Here is a 16,393-nt window from a genome sequence, read left to right on the forward strand (position 1 = left end):
AACATACTTCGGGCTGAAATCATCCTCGGCGAGATTGCTTCAAAATTCGCTCGATCATCCCGGTGGTTGAGGCGCCGGGAACGATTTTAACCCGCACGACCCTTCCCCCGTGGCGTTCGACGGTCTCTCTTCCGACGATCTCCTCCAAGGCCCAGTCGCCCCCTTTGACCAAGATGTCGGGGACTAAAGTATCGATGACCTGATGGGGGGTGTTTGCGTTGAACAGAACTACATAATCGACGCACCCCAGCGCCGCCAAGACCTCCATCCGTTCCCGGTGGGGAACGATCGGACGAGCGGACCCTTTCAGTCGGCGAACCGAAGCGTCCGAATTGACCGCGACGACAAGACAATCTCCCAGGGCCCGTGCGGCGGCGAGATATCGGACATGGCCGACGTGGAGAAGATCAAAACAGCCGTTGGTAAAGACGATTCTCTTCCCTTGTTTCTGGAGCGCGCGGACCTTCCGTTGAAGGGCGGAAAGGGTGAGGCGCTTATTGCCGTTCGATTTCATCTCTTTCGACCTGCGATGTTTGGCAATGGTCATCCCTTCTTCTCGAGTTCGGTGAGGAGACCGGCGATCAAGAGGGGGAGCATGATCTCGTGGTGGCCGGTGAGAGCATATCCCTTCCCATGTTTTTGGGTCGGCCGTTTGACGACATTGGTGATGGGACGATAGTGTTGAATGAAATCCATGTTGACCACCGTAAAGTTCTGGACGGTCCGGCCGAGGTTCCGTGCGATCGAGAGCGCCTTCAAGAAGATTTCGGGAAGAAGGACCGCCGAGCCGATGTTGAAGTAGGCTCCCTCCTCAAGGTCGGCCACGACCTCCGTGTATCTTTTGAAATCGAGATAAGAGCCTTTCCCAATCGCCGCCCCATCGGCCGAGGGGTGCATATGGATGATGTCGGTTCCGATCGCTACATGGACGGTCGCCGGAATGCCGAGACGCGCCGCTGCGGCCAGCAGGCTGTTCTCGGTGTGGGGAAAACCGCCGGAGAGGATCATCTTCCCGACCGCCTCTCCGATTCCGATTCCCTCCGCCGCTCCTTTCGAAATCGCGCCGTTGAGGTAGGAAGCGGTCTCCTCCGCCATCCCGAAGGTGCCGTCCTCCAACTCCGGTGCGACATCTTCCGACGTCTGTCCGATGAAGGCCAACTCAAAATCGTGAATAATCCCGGCGCCATTGAGGGCGAGCGCGGAGACGATGCCGCGCTCCATCAGATCGATGATCAACGGGTTGAGGCCGACCTTGATGACATGTGCCCCCATCGCCAGGACGATCATTTTCTCGCGCCGATGGGCCTCGGCCATCGCTGCAATGACCGCGCGAAGGTCTTTGGCGGCGAGGATCTGTGGAAGGGAGTCCAAGAAGGCCTGTATCCCCGGGTTGGGGGCGAGCGGTTTGGCGAACTCCTCCTTCTTCACCTTGCTCGGCCGTTGTTTGACGGAGTAGGTCTTCAGCTGACTCCAGGGGAGCTCGGGTTTCTTCTTCATCGGATCCCTTTCCCTCTAGTGGCCCCATTCTCCAGGCTATTGGTCACGGCAGGGAGCGAAAGATCGGTACGTCGCAGGCCGCTGAGCTTCAGAATGAGAGTATTCGCCGCGTGAATCTCTCCTTTCCGGTAGAGGGCCGATCCGTCGGATTCAGCCAGGCGATTCATGATCGCTCTCCTTTTTGGTGGCGACACCTTTTTGCTGATCAGTATCTGCTTGATCTGTGCGAGGAGCTCGACCCAACGTTGCTCTTCGGAGCGAAGGTTGTCTTTCACGTAATCCCGAATGCGTTTTGCCAATGCCGGGCTCTTTCCCCCGCTGGAGACGGCAATCGTCATTCCCCCTTTTGAGAAAACGGCCGGCACAATAAAACCGTCCGAATCGCTTCGGTCGGCCAGGTTGAACGGAATTCGCTTCCGTCTTCCTTCCCGGGCAATCGCTTCATTCACTGAAGGCTGATCCGTTGCAGCGAACGCCAACGCGGCACCGCCCAGATCCCCCCGCCGATAAGGCCGGTTATGTACGATGATCCGCTTTTCTGCTTCCCATCGGGTCAGACGGGGGGTCAAAGAAGGACTGATGACGGTAATCGCTGCGCCGGTCCTTAAGAGGGAAGCGGTCTTTCTTTCTGCAACCGCGCCCCCTCCGATCACCACTACCGGACGCCCTTTTAAATTGAGAAAGAGTGGATAATAATTCATTAGGGAGAGGCGGTGGTGGAAGGAGTGAGATGAGAGAGGACCTGCTCCGCCTTGGGGGAGAATTCAGTTTCAGGATGTTCTTGCAGCAGCTTCTCGAAGGTTTCTCTCGCCTCGTTCCAATGTTCGGCATGATAATGTGAGAGTCCTAAATAATAGAGGCTCTCTTCAATCAGTGACCGGCTTTCCCCTTTGGAGAGGGCTTTTTGAAAACGTGCGATGGCGGCCGGGTAGGCGCCGTTCTTATAATAAAAACGGCCGACATAAAGATGGTGCGCCGCTTGACGACGGGTTAACTTTTTTAGCTTCTCCTCCGCTTCGCCCGTATAAAGGCTTTGAGGATAATCCTTGACGACCTTCTCGAATGCCACGATCGCTTTTTCCATCGGGCCGGGATCACGGTCGTTGGTGTTCATCTGCTTGTAATAACTCATTCCCAGCCGGTACTGCGCAAAGGCGGCCATCCGGTGGAAGGGGTGAAGCTCCAGGAAACGCTGGTATTCCTCCGACGCGGCGGTGTAATCTTCCTTGACGTAATTTGCCTCGCCCCGTTTGAGCAGGGTGAGGCCATCGTAAATTTTCTCAACCCCCTGATCGGAGTTGTCGACGATTTTCTCATCGACGCCGAGGAGTGAAAGGAGCTCCGACTTCTCTCCCGATCCCGCACAGCCGGCGAGGAAAAGCGTGAGAAGAAAGATTCCCCCGCGGTGAAATGCAAATCCCTTGAAAAATGGCATTGTTCCGTATCCACACTTCAAAATAATGAAGTAATAAATAACAAATATCGGGGGAAAGCGCAAGGGCCATTTCAATTGACAGAGACGGCATGGAGTTCCTATAATTCCGTTCTATGCCATCTCAGATCATCGGAACCGGAATTGCGCTCCCGAAACGGGCCGTCACCAATGAGGAGCTGTCGGGTCGGCTCGGTCTGAGCGAAAAGAAGATCGAGAAGATGACCGGTATTCAGAGCCGGCATTGGGTTGAAGCAGGGGAGACCACTTCTTCCCTGGCAGTGGAGGCGGCACGGAAGGCCCTGCAATCGGCCGATCTCCTCCCCGATGCGATCGACCTGATTCTTGTCTCGACGACCTCTCCCGATATGTCTTTCCCCTCGACCGCTTGTTTGGTTCAGAGAGCGCTTTCGACCCGGCCTATTCCGGCCTTGGACCTCAATGCCTCTTGCAGTGGATTCTTGTATGCCCTCTCCGTGGGGGATCAATTCATCCGGAGCGGGACGGCAAAACGGGTCTTGATTATCGCGGCGGAGGTGAAGTCCCCCTCCATTAACCCGGGGGATCCCTCCACCGCGATTTTATTCGGCGACGGCGCGGCCGCGGTTGTGCTGGCGGAGGGAAAAAGAGGAATTCAATTGATCCGCCTCCATGCGGACGGCTCCCGGCACCGTTTGATTTCTCTCCCGGCGGGCGGCTCGCGATATCCGACCACCTCTGAGACACTGAGCGGCGGTCTGCATTATATCCGAATGGAAGGGAAAGGGCTTTTCAGAATGGCGGTGAAGCGGATGCAAGAGGCGCTTTTCTCTCTGGCCAAGGAGGCGAATCTCTCCTTATCCGAGATTGATTTCTTCATCTTTCACCAGGCGAATTTAAGAATTCTAGAAACCGTATTCGAAAAAACCGGCATACCTCATGACAAAAGCGTCGTCACCATTCCACGTTATGGCAATACCTCTTCTTCATCGCTTCCGATTGCGCTCGATGAGGCGACCAGAACGGGGAAGCTAAAACCGGGGAATCGGGTGATCCTCTGCGCTTTCGGAGGTGGATTGACGTGGGGGACCGCTCTGATCGAGTGGTGATTACTTCTTTGCCTTTGAATCGGTGGAGAGGTTCGCCAAGATTTTTCTAAATCGATTTTTCCAATACTCACGGCGCTCCTTCTTCCAACGAGCGCGTTCATAAAGATCAGATGCTTCAGAGACCTCTTCTTTTTTAATGGGTTTTATGGGCGACTTTTTCAAGACAGGTCTTTTGGCGGCTTTTTTCTTTCGTGAAACGACCGCCTTTTTGGAAAGTGCTCCGATCTTTTTCTTTTTCAGCGCCATTCATCCACCAACGAAAAGGGATTTCCCTTTCAGCCTGTTACGACCTAGCCATCTGTAAGAGTGTGTCTCCGATCCTCTCCTGCGTCTGCCCCTGAGCATACCGGAGAATCGCCGCATCTTGGATCTGGCGACCTAACTCTTCCTGAAGCACCCCTTCCTCGGCTGTTAAGCCGATTGAGGCCGCTTCCTGAATGGCCTGGCCCAACCTCTCCTGAGCGAAACCTGCTTCGGTGCTCCGATGTTGACTGAGGAGGGCCGCTTCTTGAATTGCCCTTCCGAGTGTTTCCTGTTTCTCTCCCTCTGTCGCAGGATGGGCTGGAACAGAGAATACCATTAAAAAAAGAAAGATAACAGGGATTAAGTATCCGATTTTTCTTGATTTCATCGTTCACCTCCATATTTAGGATGCGATGAGGAGGTTTAACGAGCAAACTATCTCAAAAATAGCAACGCTAGCTTTATCATACTCTCTTGGGATTATTAATGTCAAGATATGAAAATAGATACTCTTTTAGTAAAAAAGAGCACTAAAATAGCTTTTATGAGAAAATTTACTTAGGATTATTATATTATTATGAGTACTAGCACCTAGTATATAGAAGGAGAATCAGAGTGTGAGGCAAGCATATACGAATCTTTTAATCGGGCTTTGCTGTCTTTTCATCCCAATGATAGGAGAGCCTGGAGGCGAGTTTGGTGATTGCTTCCCCATAAGATTTATCAATGTGTGAATTTCCAGTCCGAAGGATTTTCCATCGCTGAATGAATTGGTGAAAGAAATTTTGGGCTTCCCAAAGGTTTAGCTCAACATGAGCTCGATCGGAGATGTCTAAAAGATGATCCGCTTGGCTGAGTGCATCTTTGCCGTTGGGTGATTCGATATCGAGCAGGCGCTGCATCTGCATGTTCAGCAAACTCCGCAAACGCTGTTCAATTTCCTCCACTTCAATATCCACTCCCCAGCGCTTCGCCTCATCGATAATCTGGATGGTCCGGTCAAAAACGGGTCGATCCGAAAGACGAGCCGCTTCCTCTTTCAGATCATGGTTAAGCACCTGCTCCGCCGCCACGAGGTACGATTTCGGAATTTTGGCCTGAGTCGAGTTCAGGTAGAACATGAGTCGCTGGTGATCGAGGTAAATCTGACGCCAGAGGTTTTCATAACGGCTGAAAAGAGAGCCGGAAACGTGCGAGAGGATCTTTCTTCTCGGTTCGATCAAGAGGTCATTGAGGCTGAAAGACTTCTCACCGAGCGCATGATTCAGTCCGCGGACGACATCGGCCTGAGAGCCGCGGTAAAACTTTTCGATCAGATCGGATTTCATTTTTTCGTATCCTTCGACGCCGAGCATGCCGCCGACGGCGCAGTGAAAGTCGTGGCCGCCGAAGTGAAGAACCCCAAAAACCGCCTCTTCGTGATCGAATGTGATTTTAGAGGTCACAAGAACCCGCCCAATCGCCAGGGTGACTGTTCCATCGGTGACCCTTCGGTAATCTTGCAGCGCGATCTGGTGGTTATACAAATCGCCGCTCTGCGGGTTTTCCTCGAAGAGCGAGGCAATAGCATAATGGGCGATGATTCGTTCCGGACCGATGACTGAACCGCCGACGAACCGCCGGTAGATCGAAGCTCCATCCCCGAATTCGGGAAGGTTGCTCTTCGCCTCTTTCAGCCGTTCTAGAAGGAGGTTTTCCGCTTTTCCCCCTAATCCCATCGGGTCGAGCTCTTTTGCAAGCTGAATCGCCCGGCCGGCATATTTGAGGTTCTGTGTCGCCTCCAGACCCGAGATCTCATCGAAAAACCAGGCGCAACTGGTAAACATCAACAAAGCATTGCGCTGCATCTCCAACAGCTGAATAGCCTCTTCCCGTTCCAAGGGGTTCAGCGCCCGAGCCTGTTGCTGAGAGAGGAAACGTTCGGCCTCTTCCCAGGTCAGTCGGTTTTCCTCCCGCTTCCGGATCAAAGTGATGTAATGGTTCCGGGCCTCCCAAGGATCTTTGAGCCACCTCTTTCCCTTCGTTTCAAAGAGGAGATCGAGCGAGCCTTTCAGGGCGTCAAATCCTTCGCGCAACGGCTGGCGCCAGCGCTGGTTCCAGTCGGGATGTCCCCCCGACTGACAGCCGCAATTCGAGCGCCACCGCTCGACCCCGTGAAAGCAGCTCCAGGCGCTTTGATCGACGATTTCCACCTCATAGGCCGGCGGATTCTTCGAGAGATATTCTCCATAGTTGGTCCATTCGGCGATCTGTTGCCGCTCGATCGCCTGCAGGGTGTAAGCGAGGGCCATATCGCCGTGGGCAAAGTGGTGACCATAGGATTCGCCGTCGGTGGCAATGTGTAGAAGCTGCGGCCAGTCGCGTTGATCGGAGAAACCACCCTTGAGTCGATCGACGAAGGTTTCTCCGCTTCTGAGCAGCCGATCGAACGCGACCGAGTGGGAGATCGGCCCATCGTAGAAGAAGAGATCGATAAAGAGGCCGTCCGAGAGAAAGCATCGGTACGATCGGGTTGGATCGATCCCTTCCGCCCCTTCCCACTCCCCTTCGGCCTCCCGCTTCTTTCCATCCGGCGCGATCCGGCGTATCCGGCGGGCCTGATGCGGGGCCAGAATCGTGAACCGGATTCCCTCTTCTGCAAGGACCTGGAGCGATTCCAGGTCGACCGCCGTTTCGGGAAGCCACATCCCCTCCGGTTTTCGCTGGAATCGGGACTCAAAATCGGCGATTCCCCAGCGAACCTGGGTGACTTTATCCCGTCGTGAGGCGAGCGGCATGATCAGATGATTATAGACCTGGGAGAGGGCATTCCCGTGCCCCCCCCGCTCCCGGAGGCTGATCTGATCGGCCTCTAAGATTTTGCGATAGACTTCCGGCTGGGCCCGCTCCAACCAGGAAAGGAGGGTGGGGCCGAAGTTAAAGCTGATCTTCGTGTAGTTGTTGACGATATCGAGAATCCGATTTTCATGATCGGCGATCCGGGCGGCGGTATTCGGAAGGTAGCATTCGGCCGAGATCCGCTCGTTCCAGTCGTGATAGGGATGGGCCGAATCCTGGAGCTCGACCTCCTCCAGCCACGGGTTTTCGCGCGGAGGCTGATAGAAATGGCCATGAATGCAGAGATAACGTTTCATAAATTATTTTCCATTGTTCTTCGCGGCCAAGTGGACCAGATGCCCGGCCCCGATCATCCCGGCGCTCTCGCCGAGAAGCGCCCTTCGAATGATGATCCGCTTGAGGGCTTCCTCCGGCGTCATACCGAAGGCGCGGCGGGCCACCTCCTGTCGGAGCGGCTCTTCGAAGAGGTGAAAGGCGTTGCTGACCCCGCCCGAAAGGATGAAATGGTGAATGTCGAGCAGGTTGGCCACGTTCGCGATTCCAATGCCGAGGTAATAGGACATTTTCCGAAAGACCGCTTCCGCAATCGGATGATGCTGCTCCGCCGCATCGGCGAGACCGGAGGAGGTGATCCACGCTGCGGGTGGCGCGGCGCTCCCCTCTACCCGACGCCACTCCTCCTGCGCCATTCGGACCAAGGCGGTGGAAGAGGCATAGACCTCCAGGCAGCCTGTGGAGCCGCATCCACAGGGGGGACCGTCGGGCGTAATCTTCATGTGACCGACCTCTCCCGCTTTCCCCGTTTCTCCAGGCCATAGTTTACCACCCAGCACCAATCCGCCGCCGACCCCGGTGCCGAGCGTAATGAGAAGGAAGTTATCGACGTTCTGCGCGGCCCCGACCCAGCGCTCTCCCATCGCCGCCGCACTGGCGTCATTTTCGATGACGACCGGAACGCCGACCGCCTTCTCGACCCGGGAGCGGATCGGAAAATTATCCCATCCGGGGAAATTGGGGGATTCAATGATCCGGCCCTCTTTGAAATCGAGCGCGCCGGGAACCCCCAGACCGACGCCGGCCAGCGATCGTCCGCCGCTCATTTTGCATAGATCGGCGATGAGGCCGGCCACATTGTTGAGGACCCGCTCTTGCCCCTGGGCGACTTCCGTCGCGATCTTCCCTTCCGAGAGGATCTGTCCGGTCAGGTCGAGAGCCGCCCCCTTGATGTAGGTCCCTCCCAAGTCGATTCCAATGACGCAGGTTGATAACCGGTCCACCACTCTACTCAATCGATTCAATCAGGGCCTGGCAGCTTCCGGCCAGACGCTCCGACTCCTTCTCTTCTGCGGTTTCGACATAGATCCGCACCACCGGCTCGGTTCCAGAGGGGCGGATCAACACCCAACTTCCTCCCTCCAGGAAAAATTTCGTTCCATCGAGCTTGGAGGTAGAGATCACTTTCTTCCCTTCTATTGTAGCAGGCGGGTTCTTCAGCAGAGCGGCGACCCGTTCCCGGCCCTTTTCCGAGAGGTGCAAATCGCGCCGCAGCGGAGAGAAGGGGCCGACCCGCCGGAAAAGATCGTCGAGCATCGTCCGGATGGGACGCTTGCGTTTGGCGACCATCTCCGCGACAAGAAGGCAGGTGAGAATGCCGTCTTTCTCCGGGAGGTGACCCCGGATCGAGATACCGCCGCTTTCCTCGCCTCCCAAGAGAATTTCATTTTTTGCGATCAGCTCGCCGATATATTTGAAGCCAACCGGTGTCTCAATGATCTCCAATCCGTGGTGCCGTGCAACGGCGTCGACCAGATGGGAAGTAGCCACACTTCGGGCGACCTTGCCGGTCCACTTTCGATCGGTCACTAAATAATCGACGAGGAGGGCGATAATGTAATTCGGCACGACCGGGATGCCCCCCCGGTCGAGGATTCCGAATCGGTCCGCGTCGCAATCGGTCGCCAGACCGAGATCATAATTCCCTTCCCGCGTTTTCAGGATGAGCTCCGAGAGGCTTTCCCCCTCCGGGTCGGGGCGGATGCCGCCGAAGGTCGGGTTCCGCTCGTCATGGATCAGATCGATTGTCGCTCCCATGTCGAGGAGAATCCGGTCAAGATAACCTAACGAGGTCCCCCAGAAAGGATCGACCGCCACGCGAAGCTTCCCTTGTTCGAAGGCAGACCGATCGAGAAGATGGGAAACCTTCTCCCGGTACGCATCGCCGATCCGTTCATCTTGCCAGAGCCCCTGCTTCTCCGCTTCGGCGCGCGTCAGTGGCCGAACAGCGTTCGGCTCCTTCAAAAGTGCGTTGGCCCGCTCTTCGATCTGCCTTGTTGTTTCCGGCAGGGCCGGTCCTCCCCAGGCGGGGGAGAATTTCAGGCCGTTCCACTCCGGGGGATTGTGGCTGGCGGTGACATTGATCCCCCCTGAGAGCTTGCGTTGGAGAATTTCGAAGGAGACGACCGGCGTCGGAACCGGATCGGCCGATCGGATAACGCCGATTCCGTTGCCGGCGAGGACCGAGGCGACCGCTTCCGCGAATCGCTTTCCAAGGAAGCGGGTGTCGTAGCCGACGATCACCTGAAGCTTGGAGCCTTTGCGATTTTCATTCAAATAATCGGCGATCGCCTGTGCGACCACCCGAACGCGATCGAATGTGAAATCTTCCGCCAGAATTCCCCGCCACCCCGATGTCCCGAATTTGATCTTCTGGTTTTCATTTGTCATCTGGTCTCTGGTCCCCTCTCCCGTCAGTAGAAGAACCGTGTCGGAGCGCGTGGAATCGTCACCACCCCTTTGTTATTTACCGTGAACCGCTGTTTGTCCCGCTCCAGATCGTAACCGATCTCTTCTCCCGGCTTGATGAGGTTGAACCGGTCAATAATACTCCGTTTGATCCGGCACCCCGATCCGACCTCACAAAAGTCAAAGAGAATGGACTCTTCCACCTCGGACCCCGCTTCGAGCACCACCCCCCGACCAATGATGGACCGCTTCACCTTGGCCCCTCTAATAATGCTTCCTTCGCCGATGAAGGAGTCGACCACCTCGCCCCCCATCATCCGCGCCGCCGGCGCGTTCACCGCATCGGAGAGGATCGGCCATTCGAAGTTGTTCAGGTCAAACCGGGGATGTTCTCCCAGTAGGTCCATGTGCGCATCGTAATAGGCCTGAATGCTTCCGACATCGCGCCAGTAGCCCCGCTCTTCGTATTTTTTCAGCCCCGGGATCTCGTTTTGGCTGAAATCATATGCAAAGACCCTCCCCTCCGGAAAGAGTTCGGGGATGATGGTCCGGCCGAAGTCATGTTCACTGTGCCGCTTGGCGTCGTGCGAAAGGGCCTCCATCAAAATGTCTCTGTTGAAAAGATAGTTTCCCATCGAAGCGTAGGCGAATTTAGGGTTGCCCGGCATCGGAGGGGGATCTTTCGGTTTTTCCAAAAAGCCGATGATCCGACCCTCTTTATTTACTTTGATGACACCGAACCGATGGGCCGACTCGATCGGCACCGGAATCGCCGCTACCGTGACGTCGGCCTCCCGCTCCCGATGATAGTCCATCATCTGGGCGATGTCCATTCGATAGATATGGTCGGCGCCGAAGACGACCACGAGCTCGGGGTCGAAATTTCGGATGACGTGGAGATTCTGATAGACGGCGTCGGCGGTTCCCCGGTACCAGACCTCCCCCCGCCGCATTTGGGGCGGGGCGATGGTGATAAACTGGTGTTTGATCCGCCCCCCCAACCGCCAGGCGGCGCGAAGATGTTCGATCAAGGATTGGGACTTGTACTGCACCACGACATAGATCGAATATATCCCGGAGTTGATGAAATTGCTGAGGACAAAATCGATGATCCGATATTTCCCCCCAAAGGAGACGGAAGGTTTGCTTCGATCACGGGTCAACGGGAAGAGTCTCTCTCCGCGGCCGCCGGCCAACACCATTCCGAGCATTCTGGGTCTCTTCAAGGTCGCCTCTGAAGCGTTAAAGGGAATCGATTCATTTGAAATGCGCGCGCATGGCGGGAAATTCTTCTCATCGATCAGGTACAGGTTGGAAGGATCAGAAGTCGTTCAAGCTACTCCTAACGTAGCAGATTTTTTTTGAGGGTGTCAAGGATAAGACCTGTCGATTGAGGATTTCGGGGTGCGGATACGGTTTTCGATCACCGGTAGAGACGTCCCGGCGGGACGTCTCTACTCCTTTCCTGTTCCCCTTCCGCATTTCTGGGTGACCCTTTTGATTTTTGGGGCCAAACCTGCTAGAATTTTTTTAGTTTCAATTCAATGAAATCGATACTTCCATCCGCCTCGGTAATCCCCTCCGCAGGGATTGATTGCTGCGACGCGATTCCCACCTTCAAGGAGAATGCACTATGACTTCAAAAAAACCGCCGCTCATCGAATTTCTTCGGCAGATGATTCTGGTCCGTCGATTCGAGGAGAAAGCGGCCGAGATGTACGCCCTCGGAAAAATCGCCGGTTTTTGCCACCTCTATATCGGCGAAGAAGCGGTGGCGGTCGGGGCGATCGGGGCGGCGAATCCGGATGATTATATCGTCACCGCCTATCGGGACCATGGACATGCTCTGGCCCGCGGGTTGGAGCCGAAGCGGGTCATGGCGGAGCTGTTCGGAAAAGCGACCGGGGTGTCGAAGGGGATGGGGGGCTCGATGCACCTCTTCGACGCCGGCAAAAATTTTATGGGAGGCTACGCCATCGTCGGCGGGCATATCCCCGTGGCGACGGGGATCGGCTTCGCCATGAAATACGAGAAAAAGGATCAGGTGGTCCTCTGCTTTTTCGGGGAAGGCTCCGTCCCCTCGGGGAACTTTCACGAAGCGCTGAATCTCGCCTCGCTTTGGCGATTGCCGGTCGTTTATATTTGTGAGAACAACCGATTTGGGATGGGGACCCCGGTGGAGCGGTCGTCGGCGCTCTACGACATCGCCCATGCCGCCAAGGCGCATGACATGCCGTTCCATCACATCGACGGGATGGACGTGATCGATGTGTACAACCAGATGAAGAAGGTCATTGAAGGCGTTCGGGCCTCGAAGCGACCCATCTTTGTAGAGGCGCGGACCTATCGATACATGGGTCACTCGATGTCCGATCCGGCCCACGGGCATTATCGGACAAAGGCGGAGATCGACGAACAGAAAAAGCGCGATCCAATTTTAACCTTGCAGCAACGCTTGCTCGAGAAAAAGGAGATCACCCCCGAGGAGGTCTCTAAGATGGAGCGCGAGATCCAGGACATTGTCCTGGAGTCGGTCGAGTTTGCGGAAAAGAGTCCGGAGCCGCCGCTGGAGGCGCTGACGGAGTATGTTTATTCTAAATAACGTTAGGCGTGAGACGTTAGGTGTAAGGGGTCAGGTCAAAAGATTAAATCTTGTACCCCTCGCGCCTCACGCTTACCGCCTCACCTGTTTTTTGGAGGTGTAATGGCCCATATTGCTTATCGTGATGCGCTCGGCCAAGCCATGAGCGAGGAGATGCGCCGCGACGACAAGATTTTCCTGATGGGGGAGGAGGTCGGGTTTTATCAAGGGGCATTTAAGGTCAGCCGGGGGATGCTCGAAGAGTTCGGCCCCATGCGGGTGATCGATACGCCGATCACCGAGGCCGGTTTCACCGGCGTCGGCATCGGTGCGGCGATGGTCGGGCTTCGTCCGATCATTGAGATGATGACCTTCAACTTTTCGATCCTGGCGATGGATCAGATCATCAACAACGCTGCAAAGATCCGATCGATGTCGGGAGGCCAGTTCACCGTCCCGCTTGTCGTTCGGGGACCCGGCGGTTCGGCCGCGCGCCTCGCCGCCCAGCACTCCCAAAGCCTGGAGTCGCTCTATTGCCATATTGCCGGTCTGAAGGTGATCGCCCCTTCGGTTCCGAAGGATGCAAAAGGCCTTCTCAAGAGCGCCATTCGGGATGAGAACCCGGTGATCTGTTTTGAAGCACAGGCCCTCTATGGAACGATGGGGGAGGTGCCGGAGGGCGAGTATACGATTCCGATCGGTGTCGCCGACGTAAAGCGCGAGGGAAAAGATGTGACCCTGATCGCCTGGTCGAAAATGCTCTTGATGTGTTTGAGAACGGCCGAGGAGTTGGCGAAGCAGGGGATTGATGCCGAAGTGGTCGATCCGAGGACGCTCCGTCCCCTCGATATGGAAACGATCTTGAACTCCGTTCGAAAGACAAACCGTGTCGTGATCGTGGAAGAGGCCTGGCCCTATGCTGGGGTCAGCGCTGAAATTGCAGACCGGATTACCCATGAGGCGCTCGATATTCTCGACGCCCCGGTCGAGCGGGTGACCGGTGTCGATGCGCCGATCCCTTATGCGAAGAATCTGGAGCAGGCCGCGCTTCCGAGTCCCGAAAAAATTATTCATGCTGTCAAAAAAGTGATGTATCTAGAGTAGTTTAAGCAAGCGGCTCTGTTAGTGCGAGCGTGGGCGTGGGGCATCGGAGGATAGAGTGGCGCCGCATTTGCGCCTCTCCACCGCACGGGCCCCACATAGAAGAAGATGAGGTTCTAATGGCTAATCGTGTAGTGATGCCGAAGTTGACCGATACGATGGAGGAAGGGGTCCTCCTCAAATGGTATAAACAGGAAGGTGAAAAGGTAGAGAGCGGAGATCCGATCGCAGAAGTGGAGACCGACAAAGCGGTGATGGATCTAGAGGCATTCGCATCGGGAACGTTGAAGAAGATTCTGGTCCCGGAGGGGTATGTCGTTCCCTCGGGGGACCTGATCGCCCTGATCGCGCGAGAGGACGAAAACATCGACGAGGTCCTCTCGCACGAGTCGAAGCCGCGGATGCGGAAAAAAGAATTGAAGGGGGCCCCTCCGGAGCGGGAGAAACCCCCGGGCCCACAGGCGGAAGTCTCGCCCCAAGAGGAAGCTGGGGTGAGAGCGCCGGCACCAAAAGAGGCCCCACGAAAGGAAGCCCCCCGTCCGGCCGCACCGCCCCGAGCGGAAGGTGAGGAGATCAAGGCCTCCCCCTTGGCCAGAAAAATGGCGCAGGAGCGCGGAATCGACCTCAGGACCATCAAAGGGAGCGGTCCGGGGGGACGGATCACACAGCGCGATATCGAAGAAGCGGCCGTGCCCGAGGCGCAAGCGGCAGCCGCACCCGCGGCCCCGGCCGGCCAGGCGCGCCCGCAGACGGCGGCGCCGGAGGGAGAAGAGGTCGAGCTGTCGATGATCCGAAAGGCGATCGCCAAGCGGATGGTCCAAAGCAAGGCGCCGGTCCCGCACTTTTATGTCACTTCCGAAATCGACATGGGGAGGATTCTCTCCTTCCGGGATGAGATGGAAAAATCGCCCGACGGCGTCAAGCTGACGCTGAGCGAGCTCTTCCTCAAGGCGGTTGCCCTGACGTTGCAGAAGTTCCCCTCGTATCGTTCGATCTACCAGGGAGACCGGGTTCGAATTGTGAAGTCGATCGATGTCGGACTCGCCGTCGGCATCCCCGATGGGGTGATCACCGCCGTCATCCGCGACTGCGATCATAAAACCCTGGCGCAGATCTCGGGTGAGGTGCGGGATAAAGTCAAGCGGGCCCGCGAAAAAGGATTGAAGCCGGAGGAGTATACCGGCGCCATTTTCAGCGTCTCCAACCTCGGCATGTTCGACGTGGAATCGTTCAGCGCGATCATCACCCCCCCGGAAACGGGGGTCTTGGCGATTGGATCGATTCTCCAGAAGCCGATCGCGAACGACGGCAAGATCGAGGTCGGAAGGACGGTCAAGGTGACCCTCTCCACCGACCACCGGGTCGCTGACGGCGTCCAGGCGGCGAACTTTCTCAAGGAGCTGAAGCAGATCATTCAGAACCCACTCTATTTGGCGTTGTAGGAAAAGGAGTCCAACGTGGCGGACGAGAGATACGATGTCATGATCTTAGGAGGCGGGCCGGGAGGATATGTTGCGGCCATCCGCGGCGGGCAGCTCGGTCTGAAGGTGGCCGTGGTCGAGAAAGAAGCGGTCGGCGGGGTCTGCCTTCACCATGGCTGTATTCCCTCGAAGGCGATTATCCGGAATGCCGAAGTTCTTTCTCTGATCCAAAATTCGGAAGCGTTCGGGATCAAAGTCGATAACATCCGGCCTGATTATGGACAAGCGATCGATCGAAGCAAAAAGGTGATCCAGAAGCTCTACAGCGGGCTTCAGCATGTGATGAAAAAGGGCAAAGTCGATATCCACACCGGCGTCGGGAAGATCATCTCCCCCGATCAAATCGAGGTGACCGGATCGAACGGGAAGAAAACGATCCGAGCGGAGCGGCTGATCATCGCCACGGGGAGCCGCGTGCGAAGCCTGCCGGGTCTGAATGTCGACGGAAGACGGGTGATCACCAGCGATGAGGCGTTGTTGCTCCGGGATCTTCCGCGCTCGGTGACGATCATCGGGGGCGGGGCGATCGGTGTGGAGTTCGCCTATGTCTACTCGGTCTACGGGGCCAAGGTGACCATCGTTGAGATGATGCCGACCCTTCTGCCCTTGGAAGACCGAGAGGTGACGACGCTGCTGGAGCGAAGCTTCAAGAAGCGCGGCATCGAGATCTTCACGAAGACCCGCGTCGGGCCGATCAAAGATCAGAACGGCGGCTTCGCGATCGAATTGCAAACGGCGGAAGGGGGAAAGACGCTGACCACCGACGCAATTCTGGTCGCCATCGGCCGGGCGCCGAACATCGAAGGGATCGGTCTGGAGACGATCGGTGTGGCGATCGATGAAAAGCGCCGGTTGATTCAGGTCGATGAGCGGATGCGGACGAACGTGCCGAATGTCTTCGCCCTCGGCGACGTGACGACCCGGCCCGCGCTGGCGCATGGGGCGATGGCGCAGGGGGTCTCGGTCGTCGAGTCGATCGCCGGAATTGAGCGGCCGCCGGTCGATCTTCTCAACATCCCCAGCGCGGTCTACTGCCATCCGGAGGTCGCCTCGGTCGGTCTGACCGAAGAGAAGGCGCGCGAGGCGGGACATGAAATCAAGGTGGCGAAATATCCTCTGTCCGCCAACGGCCGGGCGGTTGCGCTCGGCGAGACCGAAGGGTTCGTCAAAGTCGTCGCCGACGCGCAGTACGGCGAGATTCTCGGCGCCCACATCATCGGACCGGAGGCGACGGAGCTGATCGGCGAGTTTGTCCTGGCGAAGACGGTGGAAGCGACCGCGCAGGAGCTGAAACAAGCAGTCCATCCGCATCCGACCCTTTCCGAGGCGGTGATGGAAGCAGGCGGCGCCATCTTTGGCGAGGCGATTCATTATTGATTTATCGTTGGGG

15 protein-coding genes are annotated in these 16,393 nt (G+C 56.6%); 5 read left to right on the forward strand and 10 right to left on the reverse strand.

Features of this window, described 5'->3' with window-relative positions; translation table 11 throughout:
• Positions 1-19 precede the first annotated feature (19 nt).
• From rfaE2 to bamD, 4 genes are read right to left on the reverse strand one after another with little or no spacing between them, the layout of a single operon-like run.
• Positions 20-547: a D-glycero-beta-D-manno-heptose 1-phosphate adenylyltransferase gene (gene rfaE2 / locus MCM46_11130; protein MCG3112360.1), complete on the reverse strand. Its 528-nt coding sequence runs from the start codon at positions 545-547 to the stop codon at positions 20-22.
• Entirely contained in the window at positions 544-1,497 is a 954-nt protein-coding gene (locus MCM46_11135; GenBank protein ID MCG3112361.1) for a hypothetical protein, read from the reverse strand. The genes rfaE2 and MCM46_11135 overlap by 4 nt, the downstream gene beginning before the upstream one ends.
• The gene (locus MCM46_11140; GenBank protein ID MCG3112362.1) at positions 1,494-2,198 is read right to left on the reverse strand and encodes a bifunctional precorrin-2 dehydrogenase/sirohydrochlorin ferrochelatase; all 705 of its coding nucleotides are present in this window, start codon (positions 2,196-2,198) and stop codon (positions 1,494-1,496) included. Before MCM46_11140 ends, MCM46_11135 begins: the two co-directional genes overlap by 4 nt.
• Positions 2,198-2,932, reverse strand: a complete 735-nt coding sequence (gene bamD, locus MCM46_11145) for an outer membrane protein assembly factor BamD (protein ID MCG3112363.1) — start codon at positions 2,930-2,932, stop codon at positions 2,198-2,200. The genes MCM46_11140 and bamD overlap by 1 nt, the downstream gene beginning before the upstream one ends.
• A 113-nt stretch (positions 2,933-3,045) precedes the next feature.
• On the opposite strand from bamD, the gene MCM46_11150 reads away from it, so the two are divergent.
• On the forward strand, positions 3,046-4,017 hold the full coding sequence (locus MCM46_11150; protein ID MCG3112364.1) for a ketoacyl-ACP synthase III: 972 nt from the start codon (positions 3,046-3,048) through the stop codon (positions 4,015-4,017).
• On the opposite strand, the gene MCM46_11155 is transcribed toward MCM46_11150, so the two are convergent.
• The 6 genes from MCM46_11155 to glgC form a co-directional block, all read right to left on the reverse strand.
• A complete protein-coding gene (locus tag MCM46_11155; GenBank protein MCG3112365.1) occupies positions 4,018-4,263 on the reverse strand; it encodes a hypothetical protein in 246 nt (81 codons plus the stop codon).
• 37 nt (positions 4,264-4,300) lie between these two features.
• Positions 4,301-4,648, reverse strand: a complete 348-nt coding sequence (locus tag MCM46_11160; protein ID MCG3112366.1) for a hypothetical protein — start codon at positions 4,646-4,648, stop codon at positions 4,301-4,303.
• A 253-nt stretch (positions 4,649-4,901) separates the two neighbouring features.
• Positions 4,902-7,394: a DUF3536 domain-containing protein gene (locus MCM46_11165; protein ID MCG3112367.1), complete on the reverse strand. Its 2,493-nt coding sequence runs from the start codon at positions 7,392-7,394 to the stop codon at positions 4,902-4,904.
• A 3-nt stretch (positions 7,395-7,397) separates the two neighbouring features.
• Positions 7,398-8,375 (reverse strand): ROK family protein, encoded by a 978-nt coding sequence (locus tag MCM46_11170; protein ID MCG3112368.1) that lies wholly within the window; start codon positions 8,373-8,375, stop codon positions 7,398-7,400.
• A 4-nt stretch (positions 8,376-8,379) separates the two neighbouring features.
• Positions 8,380-9,822, reverse strand: a complete 1,443-nt coding sequence (locus MCM46_11175) for a phosphoglucomutase/phosphomannomutase family protein (GenBank protein ID MCG3112369.1) — start codon at positions 9,820-9,822, stop codon at positions 8,380-8,382.
• A gap of 23 nt (positions 9,823-9,845) precedes the next feature.
• Positions 9,846-11,066, reverse strand: coding sequence for a glucose-1-phosphate adenylyltransferase (gene glgC / locus MCM46_11180; protein MCG3112370.1), 1,221 nt, complete (start codon positions 11,064-11,066; stop codon positions 9,846-9,848).
• 407 nt (positions 11,067-11,473) lie between these two features.
• On the opposite strand from glgC, the gene pdhA reads away from it, so the two are divergent.
• The 4 genes from pdhA to lpdA all read left to right on the forward strand — a co-directional run bounded on the left by pdhA (position 11,474) and on the right by lpdA (position 16,380).
• Positions 11,474-12,442 carry a pyruvate dehydrogenase (acetyl-transferring) E1 component subunit alpha gene (gene pdhA, locus MCM46_11185; GenBank protein ID MCG3112371.1) on the forward strand — a complete coding sequence of 323 codons (969 nt, stop codon included), beginning with the start codon at positions 11,474-11,476 and terminating at the stop codon, positions 12,440-12,442.
• Between the two features lie 102 nt (positions 12,443-12,544).
• Positions 12,545-13,525, forward strand: a complete 981-nt coding sequence (locus MCM46_11190; protein ID MCG3112372.1) for a pyruvate dehydrogenase complex E1 component subunit beta — start codon at positions 12,545-12,547, stop codon at positions 13,523-13,525.
• A gap of 116 nt (positions 13,526-13,641) precedes the next feature.
• On the forward strand, positions 13,642-14,964 hold the full coding sequence (locus MCM46_11195; protein ID MCG3112373.1) for a 2-oxo acid dehydrogenase subunit E2: 1,323 nt from the start codon (positions 13,642-13,644) through the stop codon (positions 14,962-14,964).
• A gap of 15 nt (positions 14,965-14,979) precedes the next feature.
• Positions 14,980-16,380: a dihydrolipoyl dehydrogenase gene (gene lpdA, locus MCM46_11200; GenBank protein MCG3112374.1), complete on the forward strand. Its 1,401-nt coding sequence runs from the start codon at positions 14,980-14,982 to the stop codon at positions 16,378-16,380.
• Positions 16,381-16,393: the final 13 nt, after the last annotated feature.

This window comes from Candidatus Manganitrophus morganii (genome assembly GCA_021651055.1).
Lineage (GTDB): Bacteria > Nitrospirota > Nitrospiria > SBBL01 > Manganitrophaceae > Manganitrophus > Manganitrophus morganii.

Coding starts and splice junctions, on each gene's coding strand:
- MCM46_11190 (MCG3112372.1), top strand. CDS start 12,545: ATGGCCCATATTGCTTATCGTGATGCGCTCGGCCAAGCCATGAGCGAG.
- rfaE2 (MCG3112360.1), bottom strand. CDS start 547: ATGACCATTGCCAAACATCGCAGGTCGAAAGAGATGAAATCGAACGGC.
- MCM46_11165 (MCG3112367.1), bottom strand. CDS start 7,394: ATGAAACGTTATCTCTGCATTCATGGCCATTTCTATCAGCCTCCGCGC.
- MCM46_11195 (MCG3112373.1), top strand. CDS start 13,642: ATGGCTAATCGTGTAGTGATGCCGAAGTTGACCGATACGATGGAGGAA.
- bamD (MCG3112363.1), bottom strand. CDS start 2,932: ATGCCATTTTTCAAGGGATTTGCATTTCACCGCGGGGGAATCTTTCTT.
- MCM46_11155 (MCG3112365.1), bottom strand. CDS start 4,263: ATGGCGCTGAAAAAGAAAAAGATCGGAGCACTTTCCAAAAAGGCGGTC.
- MCM46_11135 (MCG3112361.1), bottom strand. CDS start 1,497: ATGAAGAAGAAACCCGAGCTCCCCTGGAGTCAGCTGAAGACCTACTCC.
- MCM46_11175 (MCG3112369.1), bottom strand. CDS start 9,822: ATGACAAATGAAAACCAGAAGATCAAATTCGGGACATCGGGGTGGCGG.
- MCM46_11150 (MCG3112364.1), top strand. CDS start 3,046: ATGCCATCTCAGATCATCGGAACCGGAATTGCGCTCCCGAAACGGGCC.
- MCM46_11160 (MCG3112366.1), bottom strand. CDS start 4,648: ATGAAATCAAGAAAAATCGGATACTTAATCCCTGTTATCTTTCTTTTT.
- pdhA (MCG3112371.1), top strand. CDS start 11,474: ATGACTTCAAAAAAACCGCCGCTCATCGAATTTCTTCGGCAGATGATT.
- MCM46_11140 (MCG3112362.1), bottom strand. CDS start 2,198: ATGAATTATTATCCACTCTTTCTCAATTTAAAAGGGCGTCCGGTAGTG.